The organism is Devosia sp. 919, from assembly GCF_013185965.1.
Lineage (GTDB): Bacteria > Pseudomonadota > Alphaproteobacteria > Rhizobiales > Devosiaceae > Devosia.
Window position 1 is genome coordinate 2141230 of record NZ_JABAOL010000001.1, and the last position, 15326, is coordinate 2156555.

16 protein-coding genes are annotated in these 15326 nt (G+C 58.9%); 7 read left to right on the plus strand and 9 right to left on the minus strand.

Annotated elements, in window-relative coordinates:
• Positions 1 to 18: 18 nt before the first annotated feature.
• From HRQ64_RS10530 to HRQ64_RS10540, 3 genes are all read right to left on the minus strand, one after another.
• The gene (locus HRQ64_RS10530; RefSeq protein ID WP_172123243.1) at positions 19 to 669 is read right to left on the minus strand and encodes a BTAD domain-containing putative transcriptional regulator; all 651 of its coding nucleotides are present in this window, start codon (positions 667 to 669) and stop codon (positions 19 to 21) included.
• A 455-nt stretch (positions 670 to 1124) separates the two neighbouring features.
• Positions 1125 to 1796, minus strand: a complete 672-nt coding sequence (locus HRQ64_RS10535; RefSeq protein ID WP_172123244.1) for a LuxR C-terminal-related transcriptional regulator — start codon at positions 1794 to 1796, stop codon at positions 1125 to 1127.
• Between the two features lie 267 nt (positions 1797 to 2063).
• Positions 2064 to 2513: a MucR family transcriptional regulator gene (locus tag HRQ64_RS10540; protein WP_349236694.1), complete on the minus strand. Its 450-nt coding sequence runs from the start codon at positions 2511 to 2513 to the stop codon at positions 2064 to 2066.
• A 468-nt stretch (positions 2514 to 2981) separates the two neighbouring features.
• Between HRQ64_RS10540 and HRQ64_RS10545 the strand changes: the two genes are divergently transcribed.
• Complete coding sequence (locus HRQ64_RS10545; protein WP_172123245.1) at positions 2982 to 4136, plus strand: DUF4214 domain-containing protein; 1155 nt, start codon at positions 2982 to 2984, stop codon at positions 4134 to 4136.
• An 87-nt stretch (positions 4137 to 4223) separates the two neighbouring features.
• Here the strand turns inward: HRQ64_RS10545 and HRQ64_RS10550 are convergent, their stop codons facing one another.
• Both HRQ64_RS10550 and HRQ64_RS10555 read right to left on the minus strand, forming a co-directional pair.
• A complete protein-coding gene (locus tag HRQ64_RS10550; protein ID WP_172123246.1) occupies positions 4224 to 4913 on the minus strand; it encodes an SOS response-associated peptidase in 690 nt (229 codons plus the stop codon).
• A 22-nt stretch (positions 4914 to 4935) separates the two neighbouring features.
• Entirely contained in the window at positions 4936 to 5985 is a 1050-nt protein-coding gene (locus HRQ64_RS10555) for a hypothetical protein (RefSeq protein ID WP_172123247.1), read from the minus strand.
• 409 nt (positions 5986 to 6394) lie between these two features.
• Here HRQ64_RS10555 and HRQ64_RS10560 point away from each other — a divergent pair, with 409 nt between their 5' ends.
• Positions 6395 to 7081, plus strand: coding sequence for an outer membrane beta-barrel protein (locus tag HRQ64_RS10560; protein WP_172123248.1), 687 nt, complete (start codon positions 6395 to 6397; stop codon positions 7079 to 7081).
• 826 nt (positions 7082 to 7907) lie between these two features.
• On the opposite strand, the gene HRQ64_RS10565 is transcribed toward HRQ64_RS10560, so the two are convergent.
• Together HRQ64_RS10565 and HRQ64_RS10570 are read right to left on the minus strand one after the other, a co-directional pair.
• Positions 7908 to 8348, minus strand: coding sequence for a thermonuclease family protein (locus tag HRQ64_RS10565; protein ID WP_248308254.1), 441 nt, complete (start codon positions 8346 to 8348; stop codon positions 7908 to 7910).
• Entirely contained in the window at positions 8348 to 8593 is a 246-nt protein-coding gene (locus tag HRQ64_RS10570) for a hypothetical protein (protein WP_172123249.1), read from the minus strand. The genes HRQ64_RS10565 and HRQ64_RS10570 overlap by 1 nt, the downstream gene beginning before the upstream one ends.
• 345 nt (positions 8594 to 8938) lie before the next feature.
• Here HRQ64_RS10570 and HRQ64_RS10575 point away from each other — a divergent pair, with 345 nt between their 5' ends.
• On the plus strand, positions 8939 to 9247 hold the full coding sequence (locus HRQ64_RS10575) for a hypothetical protein (RefSeq protein WP_127752973.1): 309 nt from the start codon (positions 8939 to 8941) through the stop codon (positions 9245 to 9247).
• Between the two features lie 35 nt (positions 9248 to 9282).
• Here the strand turns inward: HRQ64_RS10575 and HRQ64_RS10580 are convergent, their stop codons facing one another.
• A complete protein-coding gene (locus HRQ64_RS10580) occupies positions 9283 to 12102 on the minus strand; it encodes a cation-translocating P-type ATPase (protein ID WP_172123250.1) in 2820 nt (939 codons plus the stop codon).
• 257 nt (positions 12103 to 12359) lie between these two features.
• Positions 12360 to 12959 (minus strand): HupE/UreJ family protein, encoded by a 600-nt coding sequence (locus HRQ64_RS10585; protein ID WP_172123251.1) that lies wholly within the window; start codon positions 12957 to 12959, stop codon positions 12360 to 12362.
• A 403-nt stretch (positions 12960 to 13362) separates the two neighbouring features.
• Between HRQ64_RS10585 and HRQ64_RS10590 the strand changes: the two genes are divergently transcribed.
• The 4 genes from HRQ64_RS10590 to HRQ64_RS10605 all read left to right on the plus strand — a co-directional run bounded on the left by HRQ64_RS10590 (position 13363) and on the right by HRQ64_RS10605 (position 15297).
• The gene (locus HRQ64_RS10590; RefSeq protein WP_172123252.1) at positions 13363 to 13752 is read left to right on the plus strand and encodes a CrcB family protein; all 390 of its coding nucleotides are present in this window, start codon (positions 13363 to 13365) and stop codon (positions 13750 to 13752) included.
• Positions 13753 to 13774: 22 nt separating this feature from the next.
• Positions 13775 to 14212, plus strand: a complete 438-nt coding sequence (locus HRQ64_RS10595; RefSeq protein WP_248305282.1) for a CrcB family protein — start codon at positions 13775 to 13777, stop codon at positions 14210 to 14212.
• A gap of 352 nt (positions 14213 to 14564) precedes the next feature.
• Positions 14565 to 14867, plus strand: a complete 303-nt coding sequence (locus tag HRQ64_RS10600; RefSeq protein ID WP_127752977.1) for an urease subunit gamma — start codon at positions 14565 to 14567, stop codon at positions 14865 to 14867.
• A gap of 16 nt (positions 14868 to 14883) precedes the next feature.
• On the plus strand, positions 14884 to 15297 hold the full coding sequence (locus tag HRQ64_RS10605; protein ID WP_172123253.1) for an urease subunit beta: 414 nt from the start codon (positions 14884 to 14886) through the stop codon (positions 15295 to 15297).
• The last annotated feature ends 29 nt before the right edge of the window (positions 15298 to 15326 follow it).

The following is a 15326-nucleotide window of genomic DNA, read 5'->3' on the forward strand; positions in this document are numbered from 1 at the left end:
TGCCTCCTGAAGCTTCCGCTAGCTGGTCGGGCTCCTGCCGGTCAGTTCTTGATAAAGCCGGATGGTGTGGTCGTCGGGTCCAACTCCCAATTCCTCGTGCAGCTGCTTGCTGCAAGCGTTGAAGAGCTGCTTAACGAGCGAGAACTGCCCCTTCGCAGCCGCGTCGGACATCAGAGCCCGGTGGGCGCCTTCATGACAGGGATCCAGCTGCAGCAAACGGGACGCACAAAGATAGCGTTCCTGCGGGGTCAGTTCGGTCCCGATCTCCAGGGCCTGTGACATCGCGCTGTTAAATTGACGGAGCAAGGCGGTGCGCTGGAATGCAAGCCAGTCCTCGAACCCATTTCCCGCCGAGCCAGACGAACCCAGCAGGTCACCCCTGTAGATTTCGCACATCCGCACGCAGGCCTTTGGGCTGGGGCTTGCAACGAGACCTATGAACTCAGCCAGATCGATATAGATGTCCTGGTCGGGGTTGAGCCAGACCGTTTGGGGGTCAGCCGAGAGCAACTCAAAGTTGTGATCTTGCTGGAACTTGCGGATGCGACCCATAGTTTGGCGAATGTCGGCGTTGGCCTGCTCGGAGCCGCTGTCGGACCAGATCAGGTCGCGGATATGCCGCCTCAAGACAGGCTTGCCTTGCCCCTCCAGCAACACAAAAATCAGCACTCGCAGCAAGTGGAGCGGGGGAGTGGTCAACCTGCCAGACGATTGGACATGGTAATTGCCGAAGACAAAGACGGATATTGGTGGAGTCGGGTCGTTTAGCGCGGACATCATGTTCCCCTAAGGTCCGGCTTACGCTGCTCATGCAGCATGTAAGCCAGGCGGCTGATAGGCACGATTCGCACTAGGCTCTCCTGAACAAACCAGAGCCGTTTACCCCTGTCGATCACCTAGATTGGAACAATGAGGTTCTGCTAGCCCGTCCGACCTAAGCCGCGTTGCGCCCTCTCCTCGGAATAGCCAGTTCGCCGTTCCCCGGATGGCCGAGCGACGTAGGCGAGCACGGAAGCCTAGCCGGAAAAATGGCAGTGAGCTGGTATTTCGGTATCGCTGCCGGTGCTGCAGGGCAGGGCCGCGGCACTCACGTGATACTAAGGTGGTTCGGCCACCACATCCTGCTATTCCGGGAGCTTCCGGTTGACGATGATCCGCATCAGATCCACAGCGTTGCGGGCCTGCAGCTTCTCTAATATCCGTCCACGATAAACTTCGACGGTGCGGGGAGAGATCAGTAGCTTTCGCCCGATCTCCTTGGTGGTCAACGCCTCGGCAATCAGCCTTAGGACCTCAAGCTCTCTCGGCGTTAAGCCCTTCAATGCGGGGAAATCGTCAAGACTCGGGACCAGTGTCGGGCTCCGCGGCGGCACGGCCGGGGTCCGCGGCAACATTATGAGTTCTCGCAGGCCGTGCAGCAGCATTGATGCGCTAATTGGAGTGGTCAGAACGTCTGCCGCACCCATCTTAAAAGCTTGAACCACCTTAACCGCGTCAGGATTATCGCCCACCATAATCACGGGGATCTTCGCTGCGGATTGTACGCCTAAGAACCAGTCAAGAAGGAGGATGCCATCTCTGTCGTCCAACTGCATGTTCATAATTACTGCATCAGGCAGATTGCTGGACACATTCATCGCGAATTCTGCGGCAGTTTTGAACATCTCCACGCGCAGTTCGGTGATCAATAGTACTGCAGAGATCTGGTCAGACAAAAGCGGGTCGGAGTTCACTACGTGCACTAGCGGAATGTAGCGGTTCGAAAGGATCTCCTCCACAAATTGCTTGATCTCCATAGCGTCCCCTACGTTGGCCATAAGTAATTTGACGCAATTATACCAAACTTAATAGTAGGATTATTCGTACCTTTTGGTACGCGCAGGCACTCCTCCATTCACACTACCGTGACGAGGCGTGGTGAAGAGATCGGACACGCTAAAGTTCGGCGCTGTTCTGCATCGCTTGCGGTCACTAGCCGGAGTCTACAATGACCAGGCGCGTGCAGGGCCCGTCCGGCATGTTCATCATGTGTAAGTGCCAACTCTTCCGCCGAGCCCGCAACCTTATCGGTTTGATTTGCGGCTACTGTTTTGACTCACCAGCCGTCGACCGAATCCGCCGGTTTTTGCCAACTCGGAGCGTAGCTGCCCGTACGCTGGGGCCACCATCGGGTAATTGCGCGGCAAGTTCCATTTCGATAGATATTCCTCCGGCCCCAAGCCGTGAGCTTCGCGTATATGCCGTTTGAGCGACGTGAACTTCCTTCCGCATTCCAAGCAGGTAACAGAATCGGCGGTGTAAGATCTTTTGATCGGAACCGCCGGGGTCAGATGCTCAGGCGGAGGTCGAGCCTGCGGGGTCGCTCCAGTTTCCAGTCCGCTCAGTGTCTGATGCACCTCCTGGATCAGCTGCGGAAGTGACGTGGTGCTAATCGAATTGTGCTGCACATAGGCAGCAACAATCTCGCCTGTAAGAGCAAGCAAGTCTGGCCCGGTTCTACGTTCTTCAGCCACCAGAGCCTCCGTGATTTCGGTCCGCGAGGAAGTGGTCGCGATATATTCGCGCCAGTCTATATGCGACCGATTGAACTCCCTTGGTGCGCTTAGAAGTCGAACTGATCGAAAAGGGAGCGGATAAAGATGAGGCACCAACAGAAACTCGGCGGGAGCCGCCTAGTTCCTTAGCTTGGAACAGACAACAACGCTCTTTATCAGGATAAATTCGCAATAAAGTGCGCGCATTATCGGCGATGTGCCAACAAAGACCCGAATGTACTGTGCTTGTGGCAGCAACTTCGGGGTTTCATCAAGCCCGGCGCGTTGTCGGCAGCGCTTTAACGCCGAAGATTAGCGGTTTGTCCTAATCGCGACTGGCCTACCCACACCCTTTTTGTCACCAGTTTAAATCGAAATGTGACTTGTCCGGGCATGCGCCAGAGCGCCCCCTCACATGGAGGACAAGGCTTGGGGAGGAAAACACAAATGGCTAGCATTCAAGGGGTGTATGTGGCGCTTTTCGGCAGACCTGCAGATCCAGGTGGGCTCGCCTTCTACAACGGTCTAACGAACAATGGTCAAGACCTGAGCGCCATCGGCAACTTGGCGGGAGAGCCGGAGTATCTGGACCGCTTCGCGAACGCGGCACCCGAGGAAATTATTTCGGCCATATATCAGTCGCTGTTCAATCGGGAGCCTGACGCGGCGGGATTAGCCTATTACACAGCTGAACTGGCGGCCGGCGACGAAGCCATCAATACCATAGCGATCAAGATCATGGATGGGGCGACGGGTAGTGACTTGACCGTCATCCAGAACAAGATCGCATCAGCAGACATTTTCACCGAGGCTCTGGACACGCCGCAGGAGAGCCAAACCTACACGGGTGCTGAAGCGGCCGAACTAGGCCGCGACTACTTGGCAGAGGTCGATGAGGAGGCTGGCTCAGTACGGACACCTTCGGAAGCGGTCCGGTTCTTTGAAGCCATTGGTACGGGGCGAGGAGCAACAGAATACGACTACGGCCAGCTTTATGCCACCGACCCAGACAACATCGGCAACTTTTATCTAAGTGGGGAGAGCGCCGATAATATGCTCCGGGCGATTTCCTTTCTTGAAAATGAAAACGTTGAACTCGCCCTGGATGTTAGAACTTCGTCCGGCGGTGAGCCCGACCCGGTAGACTACGAGGACGGTGAGAGGATCACCGTATTCGAGGTGGAGGACGGCCAAGATCCCCTGATTGCGTACGCTGTAGGGATGGACATGGACGAGACGCGGACCAGTCTGAAGCCGGATCTAACTCGCGATTACGTCTTCAAACTACTCGTTGACCAAGACGAAAGCGAAGGTGTGGAGTGGCAAGAGTTCACGCTTAGCACCGAGGGAGGCGGCGCCCCCATCTATGGCGGCGCAAAGGTGTCCCCTTACGTCTGGAAAGGGGAGGATGGGAGCGTGCTGACGGGCGACGGAGGCCAACTTGGCGTAACCCAGGGCATCCGCGACTTTTTCGCCGGGACGATTAGCGCCGGTGACAGGCACGATGTTCGCCTCGAGATGTACGAGCGCGGACCGGGCAGCACACTGGGCGACCTCGTAAGTGAGGCTCACATCCAGCTGGTCGGTGTACCCGATGTCTGACCCTTGATTAATCGAGAGGGATGTAACTGTCCCGCGGTGGTAGACGGTCGACTGGTCAAGGGCGCCGCGGGCCTCGGAGTGAATGGCTCACAACGGGTTAACCAAGGGCTTCTTCACGTCCGTTCCCTCGTATCGGCTGTTGTTCACAGCACGTCCAATCCGGTGGAACTGCAGCTCGCTATCCAGGTGATTGTCGAGCAGCAGTGCTTTCGCATCGTCGCCTTGAGCATCGCCCGTTAGCCAGGCGTCGTAGGAGCTCTCTTCCAAGATGACCGGCATGCGGCCATGGATGTGCGCTAGGTGCTCCACGGCCGGCGCGGTGATGATGGTGCAGCTAGTAACGCCCAGGTTGTCATTGTGCGCCCAAAGGCCGGCAAAGCTGAAGCCGCGATGCTCCGGCAAGTAGAGGAGCCAAGGGTCCTTGCCCCCGTCGTCGACGTTCTTCGTCCACTCAATGTAGGCATCCGCCGGGATCAGACAGCGGCGGTTCTTGAAGGGCTCGCGAAAGGCTGGGGAAGTGTCGATGGTCTCTATGCGGGCATTGAACATCGTGGCCTTGGGCACTTCTTGGGCCCAGAACGGCACCAGCCACCAACGACCTTGGTTGAGCTCGCGGTTCTTGGCTTTGTCCAGATGAACGAATTGCACGACCTGCGTGGGGGCGATGTTATAGCGCGGCTGCATATTGGAGGGAGCCACGGGGTAAAGCTCGTCGCTGAGCTTGTAGAGGGCGTGGAGATCTGCCCAAGTCATCTCGTTGGTGAAGCGGCCACACATCAGTACGTCACCGAGCGCCTTCTTAGGGGGACAACATATCCGCTGAGGCAGCGACCTGAGGCGCCAACCCAACTAGAACTAACTGTGAGCCATCCTCCCGGTTGAACAAGTAGCTCTCGTCGACTCCTTCAGCATAAACGACCCACTGGGTTCGGGTTTCAAGATATACCTTCGACGTGGCCTCCGCGTAAAACTGATCGATGACCGCCGTCCTCTCCTCTGGTGACAGTTCGTCGATTATTATCAAGCCCTCGATGTCCAAACTGATAGGCTCAGGGAGTTTCAATGGGCGTACGTCTCGCAAGAAGATGGAGGAAACCAGGGCAGGCGAGGGGTCGACCGGCGAGAAGAGTATGATGTGGGCCCGTTCCCATTCCAGCAGAGGTGGTATCTCGGCCGTTACCGCTGTTGCGTCCTCAACTTGGACTAACAAGTCATCAGGCGGCATGAACATAGGGTCCTGATCTGCCGCAAACATCTGCTCCAACTCTGCTTCGGTCAGGTTGCCCGACGACAATTCGAGCACCTGTGGCTCCGGGGCTGGTTGCTCCTCGGGGCCGATGCCGAGGGTGTCTTGCAGAACAACGCCGGCGGCCTCAACGACGCGTTCTATAAGAGCTGCAGCGGTGATCAGGGAAACTGCAGGCGTATGGAGTATGTTCATGACGCCGAGCTCCGGCCAGTCACCACTTGCGTCGGCATCAGACAGGTGCAGCGCGGTGAGGGCGACGAATATCGGCAGCATCAAGCGGCTGATGTCGCTAATACCCGGGTCGATCTTCATCAAACGGAGCAAGCCGCGCAGTGCTGCCTCGATCTCCTGTAGTTTTACCCGACTAATGAACGCCGGCCCTTGAGCGACCACGTTCCCTTCCTCGAGCACGACGTTTACGATCACGTCGTTTGTCTCAGGGTCGCAGAATGTGACCCAGGGATCACCATCCTCGGTGCGGCCGATCTCGGTGTCCAAGTTCAGACCGGAGCGCTGTAATAGGTCCTGGACCCGCTGCAGGTCGGCAAGGGCCTGATCTCGGTGTACACCGGGCTTAAAGGAGATGATCGTTGCGCACATGATCTCTCCAATACAAGGAAAACTGAAGCAAAAGCCAGCGGTCAATACGTCTAAAGGGCGGGGACAACTCAGTTTTGTCAGGAACGTCCCGAATTCAGATGGTGATTGACCTTGTGCTCGAAGTCTAGACCTTCGGCTGGTTTGCAATCTTATCGGCTATTCGGTCAAGTTCATCGAGGAAGTGACGCGACCACGCCTGGTCCTCGAGCTCGGCCACGACCGCCGGGCCAACAAGCTTCTCCACCTCGTCCAGCACATCGGGCTTGCGCTTCGGTATGCTTGGTACTCTCAAGTGAAGCTCCACTTCTTGCGCTCGCAAGCAAACGTATCGTTCCCACAAATGAAACCCCGTTCAAGGTCTATTAAGGTTAACCTAGTCATTATGCCTTATTGATTTGTGGGGGCTCACATGAAGCAGATGCTTGTTACTATGTTCTTGGCGCTATCAGCAGGGCAGGCATTCGCCGCTGACGAGCCTTTGTATGTCGAAGGGCCGGTATACGCTGAGCCAAACAAAGACGCGAACCCCTGGAGCCGCCCGTATCTTGGCGTCTTCGGCGGTATCGCCAGTGGCCAGATTGAGTATTCCGGCGAGCCCGACATCGGGAACTTGAGTCTGACTGCCGGCGGGCTTGAGGCCGGGATCCGCGCGGGGTTCGACTACACTCAGGGGAACTTCTTGGTGGGAGCAATTGCTGACGTCGCCATAACTAACATCGGCATCAAGGCAGAGGGCGGCCTCAACGGGATTGGGAGCGGCACCATTGAGGAGACGCTTCGAGGCGTTGCAACCATACGGGGGCGCCTTGGCGTCACCCAAAAGAACAACCTCTTCTACGCTCACGGCGGTGCCGCAGTAGGCTCCGTAGTAATCGAAGCCGACGGTGACGAAGTGCCCGGGATCAATGACAATCAGCGCATTGGCTATGTTGTTGGCGTCGGTTACGAGTATGCGATAGGCGAGCACGCCACTCTGCAAACGGAGTACAGCTATACCAACTTTGGTGAGTTCGAACTCGCCGGCTCTGGTGGTTTCTCGCTTGCGGATGCCATCGCATACCACAAGATTACAAGCGGCTTAAACATGCGCTTTTGAGCGTTAGGACGAGCTTAGTCGCACCACCACTCTTCGCCAGATGGCCAGGCACGGGCGAGGGGCACCAGCCACCAGCGGCCCTGATCGAGCTCTCAGCCTAGTGGGGTTATTCACGCGCTCATTGATGCCGCACCGCTATTCAGACAACGAGCCAGGAGCGGGCGTTTGAAGCTTTGGCGGCTTGTAACCGGCCAAAATCCCCATGCGCTTGGCCTGTTTGGTAGCCTCTCTACAAGTGGCGTTGGTTACGTGTGGAGCAGCGTAGTCAGCGAATTTCTGCGCCCTCTGCATGAGGGATGGTACTGACATTTCGACAAGTTGCGCGGACAGTTGGAGCTGGGCGTTTAAGCCTTCCGGGTCGTATCCAATACCGCAAATACGTTGGGCGTTGATCCAGAACCCGACACTTGTGAAAATAAGCTCATCGGTGCTGACGCTATTCGGACGGACGAACGGTGACTCCTGGGCCCAAGCCACAGTAGTCAACAGGGCGGCAGATGCGGCCACCCTTAAGAACATAGGCACTCTGCTCATACTGCCGCACCCTTCGCCGACGTTTCACCAGCGTACTAAATCGCATATGCGGTACCGCTGTTAGAGACAAAGAACGAAGACGGTAAAGATGGGTAGGTAAAGCGTTCCTATGGCGCGCCAGGTGGGCACGGAACGACGAGGTATTGACGCGAACAGGTGAAGAAGGATGGCCTCTCAGGCGCTAAGCCTCTGCCAAGTCATTTGCCTTCGCTGAGTTCACGAGTTGCGATCAAGTTCGCTTAGGAATTGGCGCGACCTGGTCTGATCCTCGATATGCTCGGCACTCGCGCCATCAGTCGCACCACCATTCTTCGCCATCAGGCCATTGTCGGGCTAGACGTTCCTCAATCAGAATGTCCCCAACATCCCGGTCGCCTATCCTGATGGTGGCGAGGCGGCGCTTGCTGCGGGTGCTGTCGAGGCCGAAGCGCTCGATGGTCCACTCGTTTGAGTTGAGCAGTTCCAGAAGCCGAGCGCTTGCCTGCTTGGCCAGAGCGACCTCCCGATCCCCACCGCAGATACTGCTCTGAGGCTCCGGCGTATCGAAGTCCTTCAGGCGGATGTTCTCGCCGGCGAGCCAAAGCGTGTCTCCATCGACTACGCAGGTCTTGGTTGCCGTGTTTGGCTGGTTGCCGCACATCTCTAGGCGCAGTCGAGGATTAGGTTGAGCTGCCGCGGGCAGGGCAGCTTGCAGCATCAATACGGCGGCCAATAGCAGTAAGGAGCGCTTCATCAATCCACCGGGTCATCGTCGTTGGCGATCGGGATTTCTTCGTCCACCTCTGTAGCGGCCATGAACTCGGCCAGCGCTGTGATCAGCGTGGCCGCTGCGCTTCGGTTGACCGAGATCGGGAGAAAACCCTGGTCCGTGTCCAGTTCGAGAATGCCAAGGTGGTGCTCCTCTACGGAGATCACGCGCACCTGGCAGTCGAGCAGGCGGTTGGGTTCGTTTAAGTCGATGGTGATGTTGAGGCTCATCCCTCATGGTATGCGGCTGTAGGGGGCCGATCAAGCACTGCTGAAAGTTAGAAACTTTGCGAAAAAGCCCTTAAGTTTCAATGGGCCACATAGGTCCTTTTAGGGGTGCTAAAACGTTCTAACGTGTTGAAATGTCTGCACAAGTGCAGTCCGTCATCGCCCACCATTCCCCTTCTCGCAGGCTCCCTCTAGCGTTTGGCGACCACCGCTCGCCTGCAGGACATGGGAGTAGCCTTGCGTTGTCCTCGCGGGCGATGCGTCAGCAGGAACTGACAGCATCATCAAAGCACCTGGTGAACTCATCCGGGCTGCAGCCGTTCAGGGGGAGCAACCCACGGAGTGGCGATGACTGAAGACGATCTCAAGATGCAGTTTGAACTTGTGCGGCAGTCCATAGGGACATGGTCCGCCGATGCCGTTCACTTCGTAGGCGCTGGCAGCGAGAGTCGGCAGGTGGGCACCCATGATGCTGACCAGATCGCTGCTGCCACGCGGACCCTTGACGCGATCCGGTCGGAACGGACTTCTCTGGCTGAGGCTACTGCGCTCGTCCCGACCAAGTCCGACGATCTGGCTCGAGGGATCGATATCGCGCTGAACGAACTGGACCTGCTGGAGCGGGACATCAGCGCCGCTTTGGCTGAGATGCGCTGAGAACTGGTCACTCCTCTGCAGCCTTGCGGTGAGATCTACTGCAAACGAGAATCTCCAGTCTGCCCAAACTGAGCGCTGACCCATTTTCGCACTTCCCCGAGCCAGAGGACCATGCTGCCCATAAGCGTGCAGAAGAGCCATTGCTCGAAGGTCAGGGGGACGGTGCCGAAGGCGTAGTTCAGCGCCGGTACGTGGATCACCGCCACCTGCAACAGCAGCGACAATGCCACTGCAGCCCATAACCAGTGGTTGAGAAACAGGTGATGGAATGCGCTGGCGGTATCTGAACGGGTGTTAAAGCAATTGAAGAGTTGCGCCAGTACCAGGGCGGTGAACCCGGCGGTGCGTGCCTCCTCAAGGGAGGCGGTTCCTTCAACAAAGCCGCCGGGTAAGTAGAAGTCGATGGCGAACAGGCTCGCCAGGGCCATGATGACGCCACTATAAAGCACGCCCGCCCACATGCTCCGGTCGATTACGGGCTGGGTTGGGGAGCGTGGCGGACGAGCCATGACGTCGTCCGTTTCGGGATCGAGCCCCATGGCCAGCGCTGGGCCCGAATCGGTAACCAGGTTGATCCACAGGACCTGGGTGGCGAGGAGCGGCAGCACCAGACCTTCGCCTGCAGCATCGAGCCCGATAAAGCTCGCGCCGACTACGCCCAGGAACACGGTGAGCACTTCGCCGATATTGGAGGATAGCATATAGCGCAGGAACTTGCGGATGTTCTCGAAGATTGCCCGGCCTTCGCGCACGGCCCGCACAATGGTAGCGAAGTTGTCATCCGCCAGGATCATTTCAGCGGCCTCCTTGGTCACCTCGGTGCCGGCGATGCCCATGGCAATGCCGATATCAGCGGATTTTAGGGCAGGGGCGTCGTTGACCCCATCACCCGTCATCGCCACCACTTCGCCATCCGCCTGCAGGGCGTCGACGATCTTGAGCTTGTGGATGGGGGCCACGCGCGCGAACACCGACGTGTTGCGTACGGCGGCAGTCAGCGCAGCGTCATCCATGCCGTCAAGCTCGCCCCCAGTCAGAACGGGAGCGTCGGCATCAACGATGCCGAGCTGGGAGGCGATGCGCAGGGCCGTGCTCGGATGATCGCCGGTGATCATAACGATCCGGATGCCAGCACCGTGGGCCTCGGCCACGGCGGCAGCAGCTTCCTCGCGCGGCGGATCGATCATGCCCACGCTGCCGACATAGATCAGGTCGTGTTCAAGCGCCTCGAGGTCCTCCTGTTGCTCGCTGCGCTCCAGTGGCTTGTAGGCCACGGCGAGAGTGCGGAGCGCGTCGGCTGACATCCTTTCGATATCGGCTTGGGCTCGCCGACGTCGCATTGCCTCAAACGGAAATGTGTCCATACCGACGCGGATCTGCGTGCAGCGCGCCATCAGCACATCAGGCGCACCCTTGGTGACGAGAACCGGTTGATCCCCCCACTCGCGATCACTGGCGATCGTGGACATCATCTTACGCTCGGAGGTGAACGGGATCTCTCGGATGCGACGAAACCGCCGTCGCCGGCGCTCGTGGATGCCGAACTTCCTTTCCGCCACGAGGAAAGCTGCCTCGGTGGGGTCGCCTTCGACCTCCCAGCGGTCTTGATCGATCTGCCGGAGCGCGGCATTGTTGACAAGGCTGCCGCCGCCGATCACCACAATCTGCTCCGCCCTTAGCTGGCTTTCGGGCGCTATGTTCCCCGGCCCGAGCACCTGTCCCCGCGGCTCATAACCGACCCCGGTAATGTGGGTGACGCCCGAAGCCGTGGCCACACGTTCGATGGTCATCTCACCCTGGGTCAGCGTGCCAGTCTTGTCTGAGCAGATCACGGTTGCCGAACCCAGGCTCTCAACTGAGGAGAGGTTCTTGACAACAGCCTTGTGCGTGGCCATCCGCTGCACTCCCAAGGCCAACACCAGCGTCAAGATGGCCGGCAAGCCCTCGGGGACTGCGGCCACGGCGAGCGACACACCAAACAGCATGATCGTGACAAGAGCGTCCGGGCTGTTTACGTCGGAGATGGCGATGATGGTGGCGACCACAACCAGGGCAATGCCGACCGCCGCCAGACCAAGGGTGCGCCCCAGCCGCGAGACTTCTCGCTCTAGCGGAGTTTGGTCTTCAGGCGTGGCGTGGAGCATGCCGGCCACGAGACCCATCTGGGTCTGCATGCCGGTTGCCGTTACGACGGCAAGGGCACTGCCTTGGGTGATCGCGGTGCCCTTGAAAACCATGCAGGTCTGCTCAGCGAGAGGGGCCGGCGCCTCAAGGGGGCGGGTGTTCTTGGCGACCGAAGCGCTTTCACCGGTGAGGGAGGCTTCCTGAGCGCGCAGCGCAGCCGCCTGGATCAGGCGGGCGTCTGCGCCCACAGCATCGCCTTCTTCGAGCAGGAGCAGATCGCCGGGCACCAACTCGGCGCTGGGTATCCGCCGCCGTTCCCCGTCGCGAATGACCGAAGAGGTAACGGCCGTCATCCTGGCAAGTGCCGCCACCGCATCCGCTGCCCGAGTCTCCTGGATATAGCCGAGCACAGCGTTCAGCAGCACGATTGCGGCGATGACGATGGCGTCGATGGGGAGAGGTTCATGCCCCTGGAGCAGCCACGCGGCAAATGAAACCAGGGCTGCCAGGAGCAGCAGGTAAATCAACGGGTCCTCGAACTGGCTCAAGAAGCGCCGCCAGTTCGGTACAGGTGCAACCGCACGCAGTTCGTTGGAGCCGTTCGCCTCTAGTCGCCGCTGCGCCTCCCCTTGCGCAAGACCGCGCTCGGGATCGCTTCGGAGAGCATCCACCACCGCGTCGGGCTGCTCCAGGGCCGGGTCGAGAGCCAGCTTATCGGCGGAGATGATCATCTTGCTCGCTCCTCGCTCGGGGCAGCCAAACGCCGAGGATGGAGCCATAGCAGCGGCGGAGCTCTGGTTTGGCTTAGCGGGCGTCGGGTTGGACCACCATCATGCCTGTCGCGGCGTCGGCGGCTTTGACTTCCATCAAGTCACCGCGGGTCCCGGGATGTCTGCTCGCGATACCCTGAAACGCAAAAGGCTTCCCCTGGGAGAGAGGAAGCCTTGCAACGACTAGATAATGAACTCCCTTGGCCGCGGTCAGGCGATCACAAGACGCCGGTCAGGATGCCGAGGCCAGCGACTGCTGCGAGACCGCCGGACGAGCGGACCACCGCGGAGCCGTAGTTGTCGCCAGCCTTGCCGATGAGGAAGCCGAGGCCAATTCCCGCTACATGCAGCAGCGCGGTGGCGACAAGGAAGCCAAATGCATAGGTGAGGCCGCCCGATCCCGCCGGCATTTCTGCGCCGTGGGCATAGCCGTGGAAGACGGCGAAGAAGCCCACGAGCCCCATTGCCAGGGCAACAGGCGCCTTGATGTTCATCAGGACACAGGCACCCAATACGATTACCGAAAGGGCGATGCCCAACTCGACCATTGGCACCTGGATGCCGACGATGCCCAAACCGCCACCCAGCGCCATCACCGCAACAAAAGTGACCGGCACCAGCCACAAGGCCCGGCCCCCAAGTTGATAGGCCAGCACGCCCACCATCACCATCGCCAGAATATGGTCGAGCCCGGATACCGGGTGCGCGAGGCCGTGCATGATGCCGCTGCTTTCCCCGATATCGGGGTGGGCAAACGCTGCCGTTGGAAGCAAGGCAACCGCCGCCACCGCGACCCGGATTGCTGATTTGAATGCCATGGACGTGTCTCCTGTTCTTGGTCCGCCCGGGAATCTAAGTGGGACAACTTCTATTCAGAGGGTGTGGGGGAGTTCTTTTGATTTTCCGTCCACAACAAGTAAAATCGACTGGTGTGTTGATCTTGATACTCCGCACTTCTTTCCAATGATCTGGAGGCGTTAAGCGGGGTGCTCTCGATTATTATCACCCCAACTCGACCTCGATCAAACAGGGCCAGCTGCACACCAGCCGCAGCCGCCCGACCCTCCGCGCAAGCTATAGTCGTTTCGTGCGGAGCACTTTTGACGGTGGTCAAATCCCGCGGCGTGTTCCGGAGCATAGTGATCAAACGCATCGAGTTGCCGAACCAGCGGATCGCCTCGGTCGCTCGAACCACGCCGATATCACCAGCGGATCGACACAATGCAGTTTTCTGACCTTGTTTTCGTAGCCGGTGGTGGCGGTATTGGATCGGTGCTCCGGTGGCTTGTGGGCAAGCTCGTCAAGGAGCAGGGGCCAGGTGGGTTTCCATGGTCGACGGTGTTGATCAATGTCACCGGTGCCTTCGTGATCGGTCTTCTTTCAGTGCTGTTCTCGGTGGAGTGGCATGACCGCTATGGGAGCCTGCTGAACGCGGGCGTCCTAACGGGCATTCTGGGTGGCTACACCACGTTCAGCACCATGCAGCTCGATGCCGCCAAGCTTTATCACTCCGGCAGCCCCGGCAAGACTGTCGGCTATCTGCTGGGCTCGGTGGTTCTGGGCATTCTCGCGGCAGGTGCCGGCGCGCAGCTGGCGCGGCTTGCTGGCTAAGTCCGCAGATGGAGTTGGGTTGATGGCTTCCAACGAACAAAGCAAACAGGACAGCGGCCTGGTCCTGACGGTCATCCTGGTATTCCTGGGCGGCGCCGTTGGGGCGACCATCCGGGAACTGCTCATGCTCTGGGTGCCGACCGGGCGCGATGGCTTTCCTTATTCCATCTTCGTGGCCAACATCGTGGCGTCCTTTGTCCTGGGGATGGTGAACGGCCTGCATTCGCACGGCGCGATCGGGACGCGAGCGAACCTTTTTGTCGGAACGGGCCTGACGGGTGGCATGTCCACCTTTTCCAGCTTTGTTTACGCGACCTTTGTGCTGCTCACGACCTCAACGATCGGGCTCTCCGTGGGCCTGCTCTACGCCGTGTTGAGCCTTCTCATTGGCTTTGTCGCGGTGCTGCTTGGGTTGAGGGCTGGCGAGATGCTGAGCCGGCAAAGCGACGGCGGCACCTGACTCCCGCGACTGCGGGTCCGTAGTTCTTCTCCAACTGAAAGACGTGAATATAAGTCGTGCGATGTCACCGTGTCCATCGCGGATGAACATGCATGAAGCTCGTATCGCAACCGAGACAATGCCAAACAAAACGGCGACAAAGACAAAATAGAACTTCTTATATTGCTGTTGTTCTGTGTTCAGTACGCGTTCAGTATCGCACCCGAAGCAGTCGGGTTGCAGATTTACTTACACGATGGCGAGGCATACCCTTTGTTTATGGGCGTTGTTCTTTATCGGGGCGTGGCAGCCAGCCTGTTGCAGCCTAAGACGAGACGACGTCGCCAGAATTCACCCATGTCGGAGGTTAGAGATGCACCTGACGCCGCGAGAGACCGACAAGCTCATGATCTACATGATGGCCATGGTCGCGCAGCGCCGAAAGGATGATGGGCTCAAGCTCAATCATCCCGAGGCCGTCTCCTTGATCGCCGCCAGCGCGCTCGACAATGCCCGCGCCGGCAAGACGCTCGAGGAAGTCATGGAAATTGCGCGCAAAGCCATCACCCGCGGGGACGTCATGGAGGGTGTCGTGGACATGATCCCCTACGTCCAAGTCGAAGCGGTGTTCACCGATGGCAGCCGCCTCGTCACCGTTCACGACCCGATCCAATAAGCAAAGGAGTGGTTCAATGGCCACCGAGACCACGAATACTCCTGTTGGCGGGCTGGTGCTCGCGGATGGCGAGATCGAGATCAATGCCGGCTACCCGACCAATACGCTCAAGGTCCGCAATACTGGCGACCGGCCCGTCCAGGTCGGGTCCCACTTCCATTTCTTCGAAGTGAACTCCGCGCTGGAGTTCGACCGCGAACAGGCCTTCGGCAAGCGCCTCAATATCCCGGCCACGACCGCGCTGCGCTTCGAGCCCGGCGACGAAAAGGAAGTGGTGCTGATCCCTTTTCAGGGCAAGCAGCGCGTCATCGGCTTCAATGGCCTCGTCAATGGCTGGGTTGGTGATGAGAGCTATGACGACCAGCGGCCCCGCCTGGCTGACGCGATGGAGCGGGTCGAGCGCTACGGCTTCAAGAACACCCCCCAATAATTTGAACAGCTACTTCAAGAACGGGTCAC

What these genes read in the sequence shown, in the direction of transcription:
- HRQ64_RS10535 (WP_172123244.1), bottom strand. Translation starts at nt 1,796, where the DNA reads ATGGAGATCAAGCAATTTGTGGAGGAGATCCTTTCGAACCGCTACATT.
- HRQ64_RS10545 (WP_172123245.1), top strand. Translation starts at nt 2,982, where the DNA reads ATGGCTAGCATTCAAGGGGTGTATGTGGCGCTTTTCGGCAGACCTGCA.
- HRQ64_RS10550 (WP_172123246.1), bottom strand. Translation starts at nt 4,913, where the DNA reads ATGTGTGGCCGCTTCACCAACGAGATGACTTGGGCAGATCTCCACGCC.
- HRQ64_RS10555 (WP_172123247.1), bottom strand. Translation starts at nt 5,985, where the DNA reads ATGTGCGCAACGATCATCTCCTTTAAGCCCGGTGTACACCGAGATCAG.
- HRQ64_RS10560 (WP_172123248.1), top strand. Translation starts at nt 6,395, where the DNA reads ATGAAGCAGATGCTTGTTACTATGTTCTTGGCGCTATCAGCAGGGCAG.
- HRQ64_RS10565 (WP_248308254.1), bottom strand. Translation starts at nt 8,348, where the DNA reads ATGAAGCGCTCCTTACTGCTATTGGCCGCCGTATTGATGCTGCAAGCT.
- HRQ64_RS10570 (WP_172123249.1), bottom strand. Translation starts at nt 8,593, where the DNA reads ATGAGCCTCAACATCACCATCGACTTAAACGAACCCAACCGCCTGCTC.
- HRQ64_RS10575 (WP_127752973.1), top strand. Translation starts at nt 8,939, where the DNA reads ATGACTGAAGACGATCTCAAGATGCAGTTTGAACTTGTGCGGCAGTCC.
- HRQ64_RS10580 (WP_172123250.1), bottom strand. Translation starts at nt 12,102, where the DNA reads ATGATCATCTCCGCCGATAAGCTGGCTCTCGACCCGGCCCTGGAGCAG.
- HRQ64_RS10585 (WP_172123251.1), bottom strand. Translation starts at nt 12,959, where the DNA reads ATGGCATTCAAATCAGCAATCCGGGTCGCGGTGGCGGCGGTTGCCTTG.
- HRQ64_RS10590 (WP_172123252.1), top strand. Translation starts at nt 13,363, where the DNA reads ATGCAGTTTTCTGACCTTGTTTTCGTAGCCGGTGGTGGCGGTATTGGA.
- HRQ64_RS10595 (WP_248305282.1), top strand. Translation starts at nt 13,775, where the DNA reads ATGGCTTCCAACGAACAAAGCAAACAGGACAGCGGCCTGGTCCTGACG.
- HRQ64_RS10600 (WP_127752977.1), top strand. Translation starts at nt 14,565, where the DNA reads ATGCACCTGACGCCGCGAGAGACCGACAAGCTCATGATCTACATGATG.
- HRQ64_RS10605 (WP_172123253.1), top strand. Translation starts at nt 14,884, where the DNA reads ATGGCCACCGAGACCACGAATACTCCTGTTGGCGGGCTGGTGCTCGCG.